Origin of the sequence: Oryzibacter oryziterrae (assembly GCF_021864535.1) — a bacterium.
Classification (GTDB): domain Bacteria; phylum Pseudomonadota; class Alphaproteobacteria; order Rhizobiales; family Pleomorphomonadaceae; genus Pleomorphomonas; species Pleomorphomonas oryziterrae.
The window spans coordinates 166966-184001 of sequence record NZ_JAKJIC010000001.1 but is presented as its reverse complement, the minus strand read 5'-3'; the positions used below and the strand labels follow the sequence as shown (position 1 = coordinate 184001).

Annotated in this window: 19 protein-coding genes; 10 read left to right on the top strand and 9 right to left on the bottom strand. The window is 62.1% G+C overall.

Going from position 1 to position 17036, the window contains the following annotated elements; all coding sequences use genetic code 11:
- Positions 1–46: 46 nt before the first annotated feature.
- The 5 genes from nuoE to L2I41_RS00825 form a co-directional block, all read right to left on the bottom strand.
- Positions 47–727, bottom strand: a complete 681-nt coding sequence (nuoE, locus tag L2I41_RS00845) for an NADH-quinone oxidoreductase subunit NuoE (protein WP_237151604.1) — start codon at positions 725–727, stop codon at positions 47–49.
- Positions 727–1911 (bottom strand): NADH-quinone oxidoreductase subunit D, encoded by a 1185-nt coding sequence (locus tag L2I41_RS00840; RefSeq protein WP_237151603.1) that lies wholly within the window; start codon positions 1909–1911, stop codon positions 727–729. The genes nuoE and L2I41_RS00840 overlap by 1 nt, the downstream gene beginning before the upstream one ends.
- Before the next feature lie 130 nt (positions 1912–2041).
- Positions 2042–2644: an NADH-quinone oxidoreductase subunit C gene (locus L2I41_RS00835; RefSeq protein ID WP_237151602.1), complete on the bottom strand. Its 603-nt coding sequence runs from the start codon at positions 2642–2644 to the stop codon at positions 2042–2044.
- Positions 2645–2666: 22 nt separating this feature from the next.
- Entirely contained in the window at positions 2667–3245 is a 579-nt protein-coding gene (locus L2I41_RS00830; RefSeq protein ID WP_237151601.1) for a NuoB/complex I 20 kDa subunit family protein, read from the bottom strand.
- Positions 3236–3601 (bottom strand): NADH-quinone oxidoreductase subunit A, encoded by a 366-nt coding sequence (locus L2I41_RS00825; RefSeq protein ID WP_237151600.1) that lies wholly within the window; start codon positions 3599–3601, stop codon positions 3236–3238. Before L2I41_RS00825 ends, L2I41_RS00830 begins: the two co-directional genes overlap by 10 nt.
- 288 nt (positions 3602–3889) lie before the next feature.
- On the opposite strand from L2I41_RS00825, the gene L2I41_RS00820 reads away from it, so the two are divergent.
- From L2I41_RS00820 to sseA, 6 genes are all read left to right on the top strand, one after another.
- Positions 3890–5101: a threonine ammonia-lyase gene (locus L2I41_RS00820; RefSeq protein ID WP_237151599.1), complete on the top strand. Its 1212-nt coding sequence runs from the start codon at positions 3890–3892 to the stop codon at positions 5099–5101.
- A 76-nt stretch (positions 5102–5177) separates the two neighbouring features.
- On the top strand, positions 5178–5648 hold the full coding sequence (locus L2I41_RS00815; RefSeq protein ID WP_237151598.1) for an RDD family protein: 471 nt from the start codon (positions 5178–5180) through the stop codon (positions 5646–5648).
- Positions 5649–5732: 84 nt separating this feature from the next.
- Entirely contained in the window at positions 5733–6497 is a 765-nt protein-coding gene (locus L2I41_RS00810; protein ID WP_237151597.1) for an arginyltransferase, read from the top strand.
- A 138-nt stretch (positions 6498–6635) separates the two neighbouring features.
- A complete protein-coding gene (locus L2I41_RS00805) occupies positions 6636–7670 on the top strand; it encodes a cysteine synthase A (protein ID WP_237151596.1) in 1035 nt (344 codons plus the stop codon).
- 11 nt (positions 7671–7681) lie between these two features.
- Complete coding sequence (locus L2I41_RS00800; protein ID WP_237151595.1) at positions 7682–8413, top strand: alanyl-tRNA editing protein; 732 nt, start codon at positions 7682–7684, stop codon at positions 8411–8413.
- Between the two features lie 53 nt (positions 8414–8466).
- Positions 8467–9315: a 3-mercaptopyruvate sulfurtransferase gene (gene sseA / locus L2I41_RS00795; RefSeq protein WP_237151594.1), complete on the top strand. Its 849-nt coding sequence runs from the start codon at positions 8467–8469 to the stop codon at positions 9313–9315.
- 4 nt (positions 9316–9319) lie between these two features.
- Here sseA and L2I41_RS00790 read toward each other — a convergent pair whose 3' ends face one another.
- Positions 9320–9754, bottom strand: a complete 435-nt coding sequence (locus L2I41_RS00790) for a YccF domain-containing protein (RefSeq protein WP_390633727.1) — start codon at positions 9752–9754, stop codon at positions 9320–9322.
- Between the two features lie 147 nt (positions 9755–9901).
- Positions 9902–10573: a DUF502 domain-containing protein gene (locus tag L2I41_RS00785; RefSeq protein ID WP_237151592.1), complete on the bottom strand. Its 672-nt coding sequence runs from the start codon at positions 10571–10573 to the stop codon at positions 9902–9904.
- Positions 10574–10931: 358 nt separating this feature from the next.
- Between L2I41_RS00785 and L2I41_RS00780 the strand changes: the two genes are divergently transcribed.
- Positions 10932–11768 (top strand): hypothetical protein, encoded by an 837-nt coding sequence (locus tag L2I41_RS00780; RefSeq protein WP_237151591.1) that lies wholly within the window; start codon positions 10932–10934, stop codon positions 11766–11768.
- A gap of 83 nt (positions 11769–11851) precedes the next feature.
- On the opposite strand, the gene L2I41_RS00775 is transcribed toward L2I41_RS00780, so the two are convergent.
- On the bottom strand, positions 11852–12253 hold the full coding sequence (locus tag L2I41_RS00775; protein ID WP_237151590.1) for a hypothetical protein: 402 nt from the start codon (positions 12251–12253) through the stop codon (positions 11852–11854).
- A gap of 376 nt (positions 12254–12629) precedes the next feature.
- Between L2I41_RS00775 and L2I41_RS00770 the strand changes: the two genes are divergently transcribed.
- The 3 genes from L2I41_RS00770 (at position 12630) to L2I41_RS00760 (ending at position 16618) form a co-directional block, all read left to right on the top strand.
- Positions 12630–14447: a PHA/PHB synthase family protein gene (locus tag L2I41_RS00770; protein WP_237151589.1), complete on the top strand. Its 1818-nt coding sequence runs from the start codon at positions 12630–12632 to the stop codon at positions 14445–14447.
- Between the two features lie 218 nt (positions 14448–14665).
- Complete coding sequence (gene rimO, locus L2I41_RS00765; RefSeq protein WP_237151588.1) at positions 14666–15991, top strand: 30S ribosomal protein S12 methylthiotransferase RimO; 1326 nt, start codon at positions 14666–14668, stop codon at positions 15989–15991.
- An 87-nt stretch (positions 15992–16078) separates the two neighbouring features.
- On the top strand, positions 16079–16618 hold the full coding sequence (locus L2I41_RS00760; protein WP_237151587.1) for a hypothetical protein: 540 nt from the start codon (positions 16079–16081) through the stop codon (positions 16616–16618).
- Between the two features lie 92 nt (positions 16619–16710).
- Here L2I41_RS00760 and L2I41_RS00755 read toward each other — a convergent pair whose 3' ends face one another.
- Positions 16711–16923 carry an alkylphosphonate utilization protein gene (locus tag L2I41_RS00755; RefSeq protein ID WP_237151586.1) on the bottom strand — a complete coding sequence of 71 codons (213 nt, stop codon included), beginning with the start codon at positions 16921–16923 and terminating at the stop codon, positions 16711–16713.
- Positions 16924–17036: the final 113 nt, after the last annotated feature.

The following is a 17036-nucleotide window of genomic DNA, read 5'->3' as shown; positions in this document are numbered from 1 at the left end:
TTGAGCCACCCGGCAGCGCGGCGGGCCATCCGGCCCGGTCATCGCGTCACGCCGGCTTGGCGTCCTCCGGCTTGGGTTCCTCACGGTCGAACGCACGATACTTGCCGATCACCGACCCGTCATAGAGCGAGGGATCGAGCAGCGTCGTCTCGCCGCCCTCGGCCGCCGCGAACTGGCGGCCATTCTGCGGGCCCGGCTTCGGCGGATTGCCGGCAGCAAAGCCGTCGAGCACCGCGTTGAAGGTCTCGACCGTCAGGTCCTCATAGGTGTCCTTGCCGATCGTCACCATCGGCGCATTCACGCAGCCGCCGGCGCATTCCACCTCTTCCCAGGAAAAGTCACCGTCGGACGACAGCTCATGGGCGTGATGGGCGATGCGATTCTTGCAGATCTTGAGGATCTCTTCGGCGCCGCGCAGCATGCAGGGCGTGGTACCGCAAACCTGCACATGCGCCTTCTTGCCAACCGGAGCCAACTGGAACTGGGTGTAGAAGGTCGCCACTTCCAGCACGCGGATATAGGCCATGCCCAGCATGTCGGCGATGGTCTCGATGCAGGGCTTGGTGATCCAGCCGTCCTGCTCCTGGGCTCGCATCAGCAGCGGAATGACCGCCGACATCTGCTTGCCCTCGGGGTAGCGCTTGATAACCTTCTGAGCCCACTCGGCATTCTCCGCGTTGAACGCGAAGCTTTCCGGCTGCTCGGGATGAAGACGACGAACGGACATTACCGGTCCACCTCACCAAACACGATGTCGAGCGAACCGAGCACCGCCGAAACGTCGGCGAGCTGGTGTCCGCGACAGAGATAATCCATGGCCTGAAGATGGGCAAAGCCGGGGGCGCGGATCTTCACGCGATACGGCTTATTGGAGCCATCCGACACGAGATAGACGCCGAACTCGCCCTTCGGAGCTTCCACGGCGGCGTAGATGTCGCCGGCCGGCACCTTGAAGCCTTCGGTGTAGAGCTTGAAGTGATGGATCAGCGCTTCCATCGACTGCTTCATGTCACCGCGGCGCGGCGGCGCGAACTTGCCCTGCGTCGACAGAACCGGACCGTGCTCGACCTTCAGCTTCTCGACGCACTGACGCATGATGCGGGCCGACTGGCGCATCTCTTCCATGCGGATGTGATAGCGGTCGTAGCAGTCGCCGTTCTTGCCGATGGGAATGTCGAATTCCAGCTCGTCATAGCACTCGTAGGGCTGGCTCTTGCGCAGATCCCAGGCAGCGCCCGAACCGCGCACCATCACACCCGAGAAGCCCCACTTCCAGGCGTCTTCAAGGCTCACGACGCCGATGTCGACGTTGCGCTGCTTGAAGATGCGGTTCTCCGACAGAAGCGCATCGAGATCGTCGATGGTCTTCAGGAACGGATCGAGCCAGTCGCCGATGTCGTTGACCAGCTGGTCCGGCAGATCCTGGTGCACGCCACCCGGACGGAAATAGGCCGCATGCATGCGGCTGCCGGAAGCGCGTTCGTAGAACACCATCAGGCGCTCGCGCTCCTCGAAGCCCCACAGCGGCGGCGTCAGCGCGCCGACGTCCATGGCCTGGGTCGTCACGTTGAGCATGTGCGAGAGGATGCGACCGATTTCCGAGTAGAGCACGCGGATCAGCTGGGCGCGGCGCGGCACCGTGATGCCGGCAAGCCGCTCGATCGCCAGGCAATAGGCATGCTCCTGGTTCATCGGCGCGCAATAGTCGAGGCGATCGAAATAGGGCATCGCCTGCAGATAGGTGCGCGCCTCGATCAGCTTCTCGGTGCCGCGGTGCAGAAGGCCGATATGCGGGTCGACGCGTTCTACCACTTCGCCATCGAGCTCAAGCACGAGACGCAGCACGCCGTGGGCCGCCGGATGCTGCGGCCCGAAGTTGATATTGAAATTGCGAACCTGCGCCTCAGCCATCACTGCTATCCTGCGTTTTCGCGTCTCTCGCGGCCACCTCGGCTCCCGCTCGCCGTCTGGCGAACATGTTGCGCTGTGTGGCCCTGCTCGAATTCAAACATCCCTCCCACCCTGAGGCGGAAGAGAAAACTCAGTTTGCCTTGGCCTTCTCGTCGCCCGGCAGCACGTAAGTCGTGCCTTCCCACGGCGACAGGAAGTCGAAGCTGCGGAACTCCTGATTGAGCTTCACCGGCTCGTAGATCACGCGCTTCTCCGCGTCATCATAGCGAACCTCGACAAAGCCCGTCATCGGGAAGTCCTTGCGCAGCGGATGACCGTCGAAGCCATAATCCGTCAGCAGGCGACGCAGTTCCGGGTGCCCCGAGAACAGGATGCCGTAGAGGTCATAGGCCTCGCGCTCGAACCAGTCGGCGCCCGGAAACACGCCGGTGATCGACGGAACCGGCGTCGTGTCGTCGGTCTCGACCTTGAGACGGATTCGCGCGTTCTTCTTCGGCGACAGCAGGTGATAGACCACGTCGAAGCGATTCTCGCGCTCGGGATAGTCCACGCCACACACGTCGATGAAGCTGATGAACTGCAGGGCCGGATCGTCGCGCAGCTTGGTCACGACGTCGACGATGCGCTCGGCAGCGACGGTCAGCGCCACATCGCCATAGGCGATGGTCGGTTCCGCCTCGCCGGGCAGCGCTGCCTTCACGGCTTCCGCAATCTGGTTAAGGGCTTCGCTCATGCTCACTCAGCCTCTTGCTCGCTCAGCGTTCGATGGTGCCGGTACGGCGGATCTTCTTCTGCAGCAGCAGAACGCCGTAAAGCAGCGCCTCGGCGGTCGGCGGGCAGCCGGGGACGTAGATGTCCACGGGAACCACGCGATCACAGCCGCGAACAACCGCATAGGAATAATGGTAGTAACCGCCGCCGTTGGCGCAGGATCCCATGGAGATCACATAGCGCGGTTCGGGCATCTGGTCGTAGACCTTGCGCAGCGCCGGAGCCATCTTGTTGGTCAGCGTGCCGGCAACGATCATCACGTCCGACTGGCGCGGCGAAGCGCGCGGCGCAAAACCGAAGCGCTCCACGTCATAGCGCGGCATGGACAGCTGCATCATCTCGACGGCGCAGCAGGCCAGACCGAAGGTCATCCACATGAGCGAGCCGGTGCGGGCCCAGTGGATCAGCTCCTCGGTCGAGGTCACCAGGAAGCCCTTGTCCGCCAACTCATTGTTGATTTCGGCGAAATACGGGTCATTCGATCCGATCGGCTTGCCGGTGTTCGGATCGATGATGCCCTTGGGAGCGGGCGCGACGAGCGTTTCCTTCGCGGTCAATCCCATTCCAGCGCTCCCTTCTTCCACTCATATACGAAACCGATGGTCAGAACGGCGAGAAACACCATCATCGACCAGAAACCGAAGAGACCCACACTCTTGAACGCCACCGCCCACGGAAACAGGAAGGCCACTTCCAGGTCGAAGATGATGAAGAGAATGGACACGAGGTAGAATCGGACATCGAACTTCATGCGGGCGTCGTCAAACGCATTGAAGCCGCATTCGTAGGCCGACAACTTCTCGGGATCGGGGTTCTTGAAGGCGAGGATAAAGGGGGACACCAGCAGCGCCAGCCCGATCACCAGGGATACGCCGAGGAAAATGATCACCGGCAGATAGTCCCGAAGGAGTTCGTCCATTCTGACCTCTTTCCAACTCCGGCGCTCTACCTATGCAAAAATGCAGAGCAGGCTGATTCACGCCGTCAAGTCTCGAATTGTTCGAGAGGCACGGTTAGCCGATAGGCCTGCCTTTCGCAAGTGCGTTCAAGGCAACTTACTAGGGTTTATTACGCTTCGTGATAGCCACATGAACAACAATATAAGATGAGTTATATATTCATATTTTAAAACGTCACTTTTCTCTGCCCTTCCCAGCCGGAGCAATTTTCGACTAAGGTACGACGACAAAACAGGATTTCCATGCACATGCACGCTGATTTTCCGCGCATTCGCGCCGCAGAAGCCGCTCTTGCCGGTCAGGTGATGCGAACCCCGTTCCTGCCTGCACCGCGCCTTTCCGCACTCACCGGCGCACATGTTTTCGTCAAATACGAAAACATGCAGGTCACCGCGGCTTTCAAGGAGCGGGGCGCTCTCAATCGTCTGCTGACGCTGGATCCGGACGAGCGCAAAAGCGGCGTCATTGCCATGTCCGCCGGCAATCATGCCCAGGCTGTCGCCTATCACGCCGCCCGCCTCGGCATCTCCGCAAAAATCGTGATGCCGGTCACCACCCCGCATGTGAAGGTGGCCGCCACCCGCGGCTATGGGGCCGCTGTCGTCCTCGAGGGCGAAACGGTTGCGGAGGCACAACTTGCCGCCGAACGCATCGGCGCCGACGAAAGACGCGTGTTCATCCACCCTTATGACGACCTGCACGTGTTGGCGGGGCAAGGCACCATCGCCCTTGAAATGCTGGCCGATCAACCTGATCTCGACAGCCTCGTCGTCCCCATCGGCGGCGGCGGGCTGATCTCCGGCATGGCGATCGCCGCCAAATCCATCAATCCGGCCATACAGGTGATCGGTGTCGAGACCCGTCTCTATCCCGCCATGTGGGCTGCCCTTCGCGCTGTCACCGTGGCTGCCGGCGGCCCCACCCTCGCCGAAGGCATTGCCGTCAAGAATGTCGGTGCCCTCACCCTGCCCCTCGTTCGCGACCTCGTCGACCACATCATACTCGTGGACGAAAGCCACCTGGAGCGCGCCGTCAACGCCTATCTGACCTTGCAGAAAACCATGGCTGAGGGCGCAGGTGCCGCCGGGCTGGCCGCCATGATCGCCGAGCCGGATCTCTTCCGCGACCGCAAGGTCGGCCTCGTCCTGTCCGGCGGCAACATCGATCCGCGCATCCTCTCGTCCATCATGATGCGCGAGCTGGTGCGCGAGGAGCGCATCATCTCCATCCGCCTGGACATCCCCGATCGCCCCGGCGTCCTCGGCGACATCACCAGCCTGATCGGCACGGCCGGCGGCAACATCCTTGAAGTCTCGCACCGCCGCACGCTGCTGGACATCCCCGCCAAGGGCGCCGCCCTCGACATCATGCTCGAAGCCCGCGACGGCCAGCACGCCGAGCAGATCGTCGAACTCCTGCGGTCCCGCGGCTATGACGTGGAGCGACGCATTGCCGGCTGACGGTTCTTGGTCCTGCCTGCATTGAAGTCTGGTCCGGCACACCTATATCGATGTCTGTTGTTATCTGGAGACCCCAATGACCAATCGGACCTACAACGGCGCGGACTATATCGTCGAACCCATGTCGGGCGACCGCCTGCTCGCCGGTGTCCGGACCCGGCGCATCATCGCCTTTCTGATCGACGCGGTGCTGATCGCACTCCTCACCTTCGGCGTCGGTGTCCTGGTGTTCTTCCTCGGCATCGTCACGCTCGGTCTCGGCTGGCTGCTCTACCCGATCCTCTGGCCGGTGGTCGCCCTCGTCTATTGCGCCTTCACCATGGGCGGCCCCAACTCGGCCACCGTGGGCATGCGCACCCAGGGCCTTGAGGTGCGCTTTCTGGATGGATCGCGCATGAACCCCGGCATCGCCGCCATTCACGCCGTGCTGTTCTATGCCTCGGTGTCGCTGCTGACGCCCTTCATCGTGCTGGTCGCCCTCGTTTCCGATCGCAAGCGCCTGCTGCACGACCTCGTCCTGGGCACCATCGTCGTCAACAGGTCCTGACCCGACTGAGTGAAAAACCGTCTCGCCTTCTCCAGAATATCATGCGAGGATCGGGACGGTTTTCACGCGATTTGCGATCGGAGCATGACCCATCACCCGACGGATGCGCCGCAGTTCTTTCTGACCGCTCCCACCAATTGCCCCTATTTGCCCGGGCGCCAGGAGCGGAAAGTGTTCACCCATCTCATAGGTGAGCGCGCATCGGCGATGAATCACATCCTGAGCCAGGGCGGGTTTCGCCGCAGCCAGAACATCGCCTACCGTCCGGCCTGCGAAACCTGCCGCGCCTGCATGTCCGTCCGCGTCCGCGTCGACGAGTTCCGGCCTGACAAGAGCATGCGACGGAACCTTGCCGCCAATAGCACCCTCATGGGCGCCGAGCTGCCACCCATGGCCACCGGCGAGCAATATTCCCTGTTCCGGGATTATCTCGAGAGCCGCCATGCCGACGGCGGCATGATCGACATGTCCGTGCTTGACTACACCATGATGGTCGAGGACACCCATGTGGAAACCATGGTCATCGAATACAGGCGCCGCGGTCCGGACAGCTTCCTCTCCGGCATGGGCGAAGGGCCGTTGATCGGCATGGTCCTGACGGATGTACTGAACGACGGTCTCAGCATGGTCTACTCCTTCTATGACCCGACCCAGTCGTCCCTCGGGCTCGGCACCTTCATGATCCTCGACCATATCGAGCGCGCCCGTCGCCGCGGCTTTCCCTATCTCTATCTCGGCTATTGGGTGAACGGCTCGCGCAAGATGGACTACAAGCGCCGCTTCCAGCCGCTTGAGTATCTTCTGCCGCATGGCTGGGAACAACTCGACGAGCCGCCGGAAGCCGACTGACAGGCTCGGCCTGACCGTCGCCCCGCGCCATTTTTCCGACGACGTCCTTGCGCATGGTTGCAGTGCGGCCAAGCAACGCCTAACTTCGGTTCCCCGCCAGTCCGACTGGCCCGACCTTGCATTTCCGCCGGAGCCCCAATGAACCGTACCGTGCTCGACCTCATCGGCAACACCCCGCTCATTCGCTTGAAGCGCGCGTCGGAGCTGACCGGCTGCAACATCTACGGCAAGGCCGAGTTCCTCAATCCAGGCCAATCGGTGAAGGATCGCGCCGCGCTCTACATCGTGCGCGATGCCATGGCCAAGGGACTGCTGGCGCCGGGCGGCACCATCGTCGAAGGCACCGCCGGCAACACCGGCATCGGTCTGGCGCTGGTTGCGAGCGCTCTCGGCATGAAGACGGTGATCGTCATCCCCGAGACCCAGTCGGAAGAAAAAAAGTCCATGCTCCGCCTGATGGGCGCCGAGCTGGTCGAGGTGCCCGCGGTTCCCTACAAGAACCCCAACAACTACGTGAAGCTCTCCGGCCGTCTCGCCGAGCAGCTGGCGCGCACCGAACCCGGCGGTGCCGTCTGGGCCAACCAGTTCGACAACGTCGCCAACCGTCAGGCTCACATCGAAACCACCGCCCAGGAGATCTTCGACCAGACCGGCGGCAAGGTTGACGGCTTCATCTGCGCCGTCGGCTCCGGTGGCACGCTGGCCGGTGTCGGTCTTGGCCTCAAGGCGCTGAAGCCCAGCATCAAGATCGGCATTGCCGACCCGCACGGCGCTGCACTCTACAGCTACTACACCAGCGGTGAACTCAAGGCCGAGGGCTCGTCCATCACCGAAGGAATCGGCCAGGGCCGCATCACCGCCAATCTCGAAGGCGCTCCGGTGGACTTTGCCTGCCGCATCTCGGATGAGGAGGCCGTCTCCATCGTCTTCGACCTCACCGAGAATGAAGGCCTCTGCCTCGGCGGCTCCTCCGGCGTCAATATCGCCGGTGCCATGGCACTCGCCCGCGAACTCGGTCCGGGCCACAACATCGTCACCGTGCTCTGCGACAGCGGCGTGCGCTATGCATCCAAGCTCTTCAATCCGGCCTTCCTGCGGGAAAAAGGTCTCCCGACGCCCGCCTGGCTCGAACGGCCCAGCCGTATCATCCCGCCCTACGAGACCGTCAGCTGAAAGGAAGGGCCATGACAGAGTTGCTCTATCGCGACGACGCCTATCTGCGCACCGCTGAAGCCACGGTCACCAGCCTCACTGAAGAGGGCGGCATCGTGCTCGACCGGTCGATTTTCTATCCCAACGGCGGCGGTCAGCCCGGCGACATCGGCTCTCTGGAAACCGCCGCCGGCGAGCGCATAGCCATCGTCGGCACTCGCTACACCGCCGACCGCTCGGCCATCGCGCTAACGCCCGCCACGGGCGCCGCCCTGCCCGCACCGGGCGACATCGTCGTCCAGCATCTCGACTGGGAGACGCGCTACAAGCACATGCGCATGCACACCGCCATGCATCTCCTCTCTGTCGTCCTGCCCTACCCCGTCACGGGTGGCCAGGTTGGCGCGGAAGAAAGCCGCCTCGATTTCGATCTGCCCGAGGGCGAAAGCGTCGATCGGATCAAGGCCACCGAAGCGCTCATGGCCCTCGTCAACGGCGACCACTCCGTCATCACTGAGTGGATCACCGACGATGAGCTTGCTGCCAACCCCGGCCTCGTCAAGACCATGAAGGTGAAGCCGCCCGTTGGCAGCGGTCGGGTGCGTCTGGTCCGCATCGGCACGGATGTCGACTTGCAGCCTTGTGGTGGTACGCATGTCTCCACCACGGCGGAAATCGGCGAGGTGCACATTTCCAAGCTGGAGAACAAGGGCAAGATCAACCGTCGCGTCCGCCTTCGTTTCGGCCCCATGCTTACGGCTTGAGGCTCACCCAGCAAACCGGACCGGTCCCATCGTCACCCAAGGAAACTGAGATCTTGCTCCAGCCCCGCGACCGCTTCTTCGTCACCCCTGAATGGCTTGCCGAGCACCTCAATGCTCCCGATGTGGTTACGGTCGACGCCTCCTGGCACATGCCGGCCTCCGGGCGGAGCGGCGAGAAAGAGTATCTGGCCGAGCATATCCCCGGCGCCGTCTTCTTCGACATCGACGCCCATGCCGACAAATCCACCGATCTGCCGCACATGCTGCCGCGCCCGGAAGCCTTCGCCTCCGCCATGCGCAAGCTCGGCATCGGCGACGGTCAGAAGATCGTCGTCTACGACAGCGTCGGCCTTTTCTCGGCCCCGCGCGTCTGGTGGACCTTCAAGACCTTCGGCGCGGCCGACGTCGTCATCCTCGACGGCGGCCTGCCCGCCTGGAAGGCCCTTGGCCTGCCACTGACCGACGGCCCCGTACGGCGCAGTGAAAAGCACTTCACGGCCCGCCTCGACAATTCGGCAGTCAAGGACTTCGAGAGCCTCAGCGCCGCCATCGGCTCGAGCTTGCTCCAGATCGTCGACGCCCGCTCAACCGGTCGCTTCGTCGGCGCCGAACCCGAACCGCGCCCCGGCCTCAAATCCGGCCATATGCCCGGCGCCGTCAGCCTTCCCTTCGGCGAGTTGATTGTCGACGGCCGCCTCAAGCAGGCCGACGCCATCCGCGCGCATTTCAAGGCCAAGGGCGTGTCGCTGGAAAAGCCCATCGTCACCACCTGCGGCTCCGGCGTCTCCGCGGCCATTCTCACGCTGGCGCTGACCTACGCCGGCGCCGTTCAGGTCGCGCTCTACGACGGCTCCTGGTCGGAATGGGGCGGACACCCGGACGCGCTCGTCGTTTCCGGCTGAGCCTTTACTGTCGCCGCGCCGCGATCGCCGCCGCGGCGTTGGCTGCGCGCGCGGCTTCGGCGACTTCCTTCAGCACCACGCGCTTGCCCACCGGGAACAGCGATATCCCCGCCAGCTTGAAGTCCTGCAGCGCCAGCGGAATGCCGATGATGGTCACGAACATCATGCATCCGTGCATCAGGTGCGACAGCGTCAGCACCAGACCGAAGGGAAGCCACAGCAGGTTGGCCAGGAGCCGGAAGATCCCGACCGGCAGCGGATCGCCGCCGGACAGCTCCGCATGCGAGATCACCTCGCGGCCAAAGGGCGCCAGACTGAGCTTGGCAATCTCGAAACAGGCCCGCGCCCAGGGCAGGCCAATGACCGATATGGCCATGACCACCGCGCCAAACAGCCAGGTCAGCGCCAGAAACCAGCCGCCCAGCAGAAACCAGAGAATATTCGCTCCCGTACGCATCGCCCCTACGCTTTCGATGGTCTCATGCTCTTGAAGCAACTGGATAATTCTAACGCCGGTACAACGCATTGATACAAAAGCGTCCTGGGCCGGATTGGGCTGACGTTACGCGCCAACTCCGGGCCTCAGTCACTCCGCCTCGGTACCATTATCCTTGCGGATCAGCGACTTGACCATGCCGGCCGCAGCCTCCGCACTCTCGGCCGTGACCAGGCCGAAGGAGATCACATACTTGGCCGCGTCCTCGACGCTCATCTCCAGCAGCACCACGTCCGTCCGCTTGACGAACAGAAGATAGCCGCCGGTCGGATTGGGCGTGGTAGGAATGTAGACGGTGAGCATGTCCTCGCCGCCCTCCAGCCGCTGCGCGACCTCGCCGCGCGTATCGCCGGCCACAAAGCCGATCGTCCACACGTCCGCATGCGGAAAGCGCACCAGCACCGATTGCTTGAACGAGTTGCCCCGATCGGCCAGGACCGACGAGAAGATCTGCTTCAGGCCGTTATAGAGATTGCGCACCAGCGGCATGCGCTGGAACAGCGTCTCCGAGAAGGAGAATATGGTGGCGCCAACGATGTTCGCCGTCAGGAACCCGATCACCGTGATGACGATCAGCGCCACCACCAGCCCATAGCCGGGAACGGGGAACGGCAGATAGGTGTCCGGATTGTAGATGGTCGGCAGATAGGGCTTCACCCAGCTGTCCACCCAGGACATCAGCGACCAGGTCAGGTACACCGTGATGCCCGCCGGTCCCGTGACCAGAAGACCCGTCAGGAAGTAGTTGCGCAGTCTCGCCAAGTTTGGCTCCCGTTCTTCCGATCTGCCGCAGGCGGTCCGGAACGCCGCGATCGACGGCGACTCATAGGCAACCACTATGGCATCATGGTGAAAGGCACCATAGCGTCTATGGCGGTGCAGCGATTGCGCCGACGTCCCTTTGTACGCCGCTTGATCGTTGCCGTCCGCACGGATTCAAAAATCGTCGCGCTTTTGTGGGGGCAAGCCCCTCCGGAAGGATCAACCCACATTCTACCGTGGGAAAGACCACCAACCAGCCAGCGTTTGCTTTGCCTGCCCTTGAGAGAATCGACGTTTTCACTTCCAATGCTTCGGATTCGATTGCAATTGCCGTCGAAGGGTTCGCGGGGCGTATTTCGTGAAGAGCGGACGGAGAAATGAATACGACTACAACGGTTCCGACCGCTCGGAACCGAACGTATTCATTTTGCTTGTCTGGTTCGGCGTTGCCGGCTTCGCGGTGCTCTTTGCAATGGTCGCCCTGTTCTATGGCGTGCCCGATCGCAACCGCCAACCCGTTGCCATGGGCATCCCGAGTTCCGGCATCGACAGCCTCACCACGGGCAGCCTCAACGGCAATATACCGCCCCGCCCCACGACCATCACGCCGGGCGGCGGACGCAGCGACATCGCCGGCACCATGACCACGGGCGGCATGCCCAGCGATGCCGACTCCGAGATTGCTCGCCTGAAAGTCGAGAATGTGGCCTTGCGCCAGGCACTCGATCAGATGCGCAGCCAGATGGACTTGATGTCCGAGCGTGTCGAGAAGATCGAAACCCGGATCGGCGACGTCACCGGCTCCGTCACACCGGACGAGAACACCACCAGCGGCGAGGCTTATAACCAGCTCGCCGACGAGCTGTCGCCCAACGCCCCGGAAGCGCAAACCGCCGCCCAAATTCCGACCAACACCGTGGCACGCACCCAGTTCGGGGTCGAACTCGGCACCTTCGCCGATCTCGGAGCCGTCAAGCAGGCCTGGCGCAGCATGCTGCGCGATCATGCCAATCTGTTCGAGGGTCTCGACGCGCTCGCCACGGTTCGCGACCGCAACGGCCGGACCGAGCTCCTGCTGGTGGCCGGACCGTTCAAGAATGCTGCGGACGCCGCTGAGCATTGCGGCAAGGCGGAAGCGGCCGGCCTGCAATGCCTGCCGGCCTTCTACCTCGGCCAACCGCTGGAAATTCGTTGAGCTGGAACTGATCCGTCGGACAGCCCTGCGTCCTCAAGGCGCGCCCGAACGCGAAACGCGGCAACCATCGCCCTCGGACGAAATTACTTCACCGCCTGCGCGCTCGCTTGCGTGGTCGTCGCGACGGTGGGGCATGCCCCCGGTGCCGGAGCAACCACAGTGGCATCGCAAGCGGGCTTGTTGATCGGAACCGACGCCCCGCCCTCTGCGAGCAGCGCCTGTGCCTCTTCGTTCTGCTGCTGGCGGATCACCGTCAGCGCCATCAACGAAGCCTCACTTCCCGTTGCATCATTCACACTGCCGCCGCCCCTGCGCTGGGCGCTGAGAGCTGCCGCCAATGCGGTCTGCTGCGACGCGTTTCGGATCTTCACACTGGGAGCGGTATTGGTGTCCTTGGACATCTTGACGAAATCAGACGGGCCGCTTGCGCACCCTCCAAGGCTCACAGCCAGGACCAAGGCCATGCCGACAACGACTTTGATCATAATCCACCAGCTCCAGACCTGCACAAGGCACGGCTACGCAATACAAAATCCCGCCGCTCAGACACGCTCGAACAGAGCAGGTAGAGCATCGGCTTCATGAACACGATGAAGCCAACTACAGGCCTGACGACACTATCTCAACCACACACGCCTTGAGAATTCGTTTCATTGCAAATTTCGAAAATTTGATGGAACCTCTTTTCGGCGCAATCACTCCGTGAATAAAAAGAATATTGCGAGTCCTGTTTCGAATTTTCAAAATATCGCTATCATTGGCCTTGGATGCGACACCCGGGAAATGCGTTTAGCTGCCAAAGGCTATGCTGCAGCGCAATATAAACCAACCCGCCCCAGGAAGAACGGAGAGGTTTTGCGCATGAATGACGCAGTAGACAAGGCGAAGGATCCGTCGCTGCTTCAATATATCGTCAATAATCCGGATCAGTTCGCCCAGAATCTCGCAGCCATTGTCGAGAACCTTGGAAAAGCCGCCGCGGCCTATGTCGAACCGCGCGAGACTGGCAAGACGCGGGCCTTGCCCAGTGATGAGCTCTCCGAGATCGTCAAGACCCTCGCCCTCGTCGCAGATTTCTGGTTGCGTGACCCCGCGCGCACCGTCGAGGCACAGACCCGCCTGATGACCGGCATGATCGGCCTGTGGGGTCAATCGCTCACCCGCATGATGGGCGGCGCCGCCGAACCTGCTGCCACGCCTGATCCCGGCGACCGCCGCTTCAAGGATCCCGACTGGCAGCAGAACCAGTTCTTCGACTTCATCAAGCAGATCTATCTGATCGTCACGCGCTGGGGCCAGGGTCTGGTCAACGACGCAGGCGATATCGACGACCACACCCGCCACAAGGCGTCCTTCTACGTCAACCAGATCGCCGCCGCCCTCGCGCCGTCCAACTTCGTGTTCACCAACCCGGAGCTCCTGCGCGAAACCATGACGCGCAACGGCGAGAATCTGGTGCGTGGCATGAAGATGCTGGCCGAGGACATCCGCGCCGGCGATGGCGACCTGCGCATCCGCCAATCGGATACCTCGAAATTCGAGGTCGGCGTCAATCTCGCCCTCAGCCCGGGCAAGGTGATCTACCAGAACGACGTCTGCCAGCTCCTGCAATATGAGGCCTCCACCAAGGAGGTCCTCAAGCGCCCGCTGCTGATCGTGCCGCCCTGGATCAACAAGTTCTACGTCCTCGATCTCACGCCCGAAAAGTCCTTCATCAAGTGGGCCGTCGATCAGGGCCACACCGTCTTCGTCATCTCCTGGGCCAATCCTGACGAGCGCCATGCCGACAAGGATTTCTCCCACTACATGAAGGAAGGCATCGTCGAGGCGCTCGGCGTCATCGAGAAAGTCACCGGCAGCGATCGGGTCAACGCCGTCGGCTATTGCGTCGGCGGCACGCTGCTGGCCGTCACCCTCGCCTGGATGGCCGCCGTCGGCGACAAGCGCATCGCCAGCGCCACGCTGTTCACCACGCAGGTTGACTTCCAGAACGCGGGCGATCTCAAGGTCTTCGTCGACGAACCGCAGATCCGCATCCTCGAAGAACGCATGGGCGAGCACGGCTATCTTGAAGGCAAGCGCATGGCCGCCGCCTTCAACTCCCTGCGCGCCAACGATCTGATCTGGCCCTATTTCATCAACAACTACATGCGCGGCCAGGATCCCCTGCCCTTCGACCTCCTGTTCTGGAACGCCGATTCCACCCGCATGCCCGCGGCCAATCACTCCTTCTACCTGCGCAACTGCTACCTCAGAAACAACCTCGCCCGTGGCAAGATGGTGATCGACGGCGTCAAGCTGAACCTCAAGAAGGTCAAGATCCCCATCTACAATCTGGCCACCCGCGAAGACCACATCGCCCCGCCGAAGTCCGTCTTTGTCGGCTCCGGCCTGTTCGGCGGCAAGGTAGACTACGTCCTGTCCGGCTCCGGCCACATCGCCGGCGTGATCAACCATCCGTCCCGCAACAAGTATCAGTTCTGGATCGGCGGTCCGCCCGTCGGCGAGTATGAGGACTGGCTGAAGGACGCACGCGAGATGCCCGGCTCCTGGTGGCCGCACTGGCATCAATGGCTGGTCGAGCAGGACGCCACGCTGGTCAAGGCCCGCAAGGTCGGCGGCGGCAAGTTCAACGCCATTGAGGAAGCCCCCGGCAGCTTCGTCAAGGTGCGCGCCTAGCACTACAGTTGCAGATTTGTCAGGCCGAGGCGAAAGGGGTGATTTTCGAGCATCGGAGCGCAGAAAATTGCCTCTTGCAGACCGGCATCACAAACTATGCAACTGTAGTGCCAGAGCGCCGCCGATCAAGTTGCGACTGCTTTGCACCACGCGACTTGACGGCGGCGCATTTCCTCTTCATGCATCTGGCCTCGATTTTCCGCCGGACTTGAGCCTCAATGACCGATACCGCCGCCGCTCCCAAGATCTCCTTCGTCAGCCTCGGCTGCCCCAAGGCCCTCGTCGACAGCGAGCGCATCGTCACGCACCTGCGCTCGGAAGGCTACGAGATCGCCCGCAAGCATGACGGCGCCGACGTGGTGATCGTCAACACCTGCGGCTTCCTCGATAGCGCCAAGGCCGAAAGCCTCGACGCCATCGGCAAGGCCATGAAGGAAAACGGCAAGGTCATCGTCACCGGCTGCATGGGCGCCGAGCCCGAGCAGATCCGCGACGCCTTCCCCGACGTGCTCGCCATCACCGGCCCGCAGGCCTATGAAAGCGTGATGACCGCCGTGCACGCGGCGATCCCGCCGGCCCACGATCCCTTCGTCGATCTGGTGCCGCCGCAGGGCGTCAAGCTCACCCCGCGCCACTACGCCTATCTCAAGATCTCCGAAGGCTGCCACAATCGCTGCACCTTCTGCATCATCCCCAAGCTGCGCGGCGATCTGGTATCCCGCCCGGTGGTCGACGTGTTGCGTGAAGCCGAGCGCCTCGCCAACGCCGGCGTCAAGGAGCTGCTGGTCATCTCCCAGGACACCTCCGCCTATGGCGTCGACATCAAGTACCAGTCCGGCATGTGGAGGGATCGCGAGGTCAAGGCCCGCTTCTATGATCTGGCCGACGCCCTGTCAGAGTTCGGCATCTGGGTGCGCATGCACTATGTCTACCCCTATCCGCATGTGGACGAGGTCATCCAGCTGATGGCCGACGGCAAGATCCTGCCCTATCTCGACATTCCCTTCCAGCACGCCTCCCCGTCGGTCCTGAAGTCGATGCGCCGCCCGGCGCATCAGGAAAAGACCGCCGAGCGCATCCTGAAGTGGCGCGAAATCTGCCCGGACCTCGCCATCCGCTCCACCTTCATCGTCGGCTTCCCCGGCGAGACCGACGAGGACATGGACATCCTCCTCAACTGGCTCTCGGACGTGAAGCTAGAGCGCGTCGGCGCCTTCAAATACGAACCAGTCAAGGGCGCCACCGCCAACGACCTCGGCCTGCCCGCCGTGCCACCCGAAGAGCAGGAGCGCCGCTGGCACCGCTTCATGGCCCACCAGCAGGGCATTTCGGCCAAACTCTTGCAGCGCCGCGTCGGCAAGCGCATCCAGGTGATCATCGACGAAGCCAACGGCACCGTCGCCAAGGGCCGCTCCAAGTGGGACGCTCCCGAGATCGACGGCGTCGTCCACCTCCAGAGCCGCCGCCCCATGCGCGCCGGCGACATCGTCACCGCCAAGATCGAACGCGCGGATGCCTACGATCTCTATGGCGTGGTGGGGTGAGACAAGTTCAACCTTGTTAGTCTACGCGTTTGCGCGTATCATTTTGTGGCTATATTTGGCATTTAGCCACAAAATGAGGTTTCAAAAATGAAATTGGCAAGTTGTTTCATCCTCGTAACATTGGCGACCGGCGGGCTTGCTTTCGCCGCTGACACCAAGGTTCCTCCGCCACAAACCCCATCGTCCGGCGTCACCCTGTTGAGCCCGGCAGAAACTCAACAGTCTTCTGGCGCCAGTCGTGCCGGGACAACAGCAGCGACAATGGTCGGGTACTTTTCGGGTCAGAATTACGTCGGCACGCTGGCAAACCCAACTACACTTTATACGGTTCCGGCAAAAACCACGGTCTACCTGGATGACGTGACTGTTTGGGGCGGAGCTATTTCTCCCGGTCGCACCTGCATGATCGCACTGTATTGTTCGAACGCAGTGTCCGCCAACTTGAACTATTATGTGGCGCAGGCAGGAAAGTCGGACCTTTACAGCCAATCGGCTCCGCTGATTTGCAAGGCTGGCGGCAAGATTACTGCTTATACTTACACCAACAACAATTATGACTCTAGCGTTGGCTGTGACGATAGCACTAATCACCCATGGCTGATCGTTCGCGGGCGTTCTTACCGCTGATCGCCCCGCCGGCCATCCTCCGCAAGAAAAGACCGATTACTTGGCACGGCGGCCCGGATCAATGACCCGGGCCGCCTTGTTGTTATCTCAACTCACGCCTTCTTCACGAAGGCCGTCTTCAGCACCAGGCCCTTGACCTTGTCGTTCTTGCCCTCGATTTCCTCGGGGTCGTCGGTCAGGCGGATGCTCTTGATCACCGTGCCCCGCTTCAGCGTCACGGACGTCCCCTTCACGCTCAGATCCTTGATGAGCGAAACGGAATCTCCGTTCTGCAAGATGTTTCCGTTTGCGTCCTTGACGTCCATGTCTTCAGTTCCAATCGTTGTGGTGTGGAGGCGTTACATACCCCGATACCACACAGCTGTCATCTGCTGATTGGCTGGCAATGCCACAAGCTTTCGTCACAAAACCCTTACAA